The organism is Marivita lacus, assembly GCF_014637725.1.
GTDB classification, from domain to species: domain Bacteria; phylum Pseudomonadota; class Alphaproteobacteria; order Rhodobacterales; family Rhodobacteraceae; genus Marivita; species Marivita lacus.
This window is the reverse complement of sequence record NZ_BMFC01000059.1, coordinates 1-800: the sequence shown is the minus strand read 5'-3', so window position 1 is coordinate 800 and position 800 is coordinate 1. Positions and strand designations below refer to the sequence as shown.

At 61.4% G+C, this 800-nt stretch carries 1 protein-coding gene; it reads left to right on the top strand.

Annotated features, from left to right (window positions below; translation table 11 throughout):
- Positions 1-800 (top strand): AMP-binding protein (locus tag IEV82_RS23475; RefSeq protein ID WP_188484502.1); only part of this gene is annotated, 800 nt, incomplete at both ends.

Below are 800 nucleotides of genomic sequence, written 5' to 3'. Positions count from 1 at the left end.
GACCGCGTGGTGATCTACATGCCGATGATCCCCGAGGCCGCCTATGCCATGCTGGCCTGCGCGCGCATCGGGGCCATCCACTCCATCGTCTTCGCGGGCTTTTCCCCCGACGCGCTGTCGGCCCGCATCAACGGGTCGGACGCCAAGGTGGTCATCACCGCCGACGAGGCCCCGCGCGGCGGCCGCAAGACGCCGCTCAAGTCCAATGCAGATGCCGCCCTGCTGCATTGCAAGGACTCTGTCAAATGCCTTGTCGTCAAGCGCACGGGCGGGCAGACCACGTGGATCGACGGGCGCGACTTTGACTACAACGAGATGGCGCTGGAGGCGGATGACTATTCCACCCCTGCCGAAATGAATGCCGAAGATCCCCTTTTCATCCTCTATACCTCGGGCTCGACCGGGCAGCCCAAGGGGGTTGTGCACTCAACTGGTGGATATTTGGTTTACGCCGCCCTGACGCATGAAATTACCTTCGATTATCATGAAGGCGACGTTTACTGGTGCACCGCCGATGTCGGCTGGGTCACCGGGCACAGCTATATCGTCTACGGGCCCCTGGCCAATGGTGCCACCACGGTGATGTTCGAGGGCGTGCCGACCTACCCCGATGCCAGCCGCTTCTGGCAGGTCTGCGAGAAACATTCCGTTAACCAGTTCTACACTGCGCCGACCGCAATCCGTGCCTTGATGGGCCAGGGTAGCGAATTCGTAACGAAATGCGATCTATCCTCGCTCAAGCTTCTGGGCACGGTGGGCGAACCGATCAACCCCGAGGCATGGACCTGGTACAACGACGT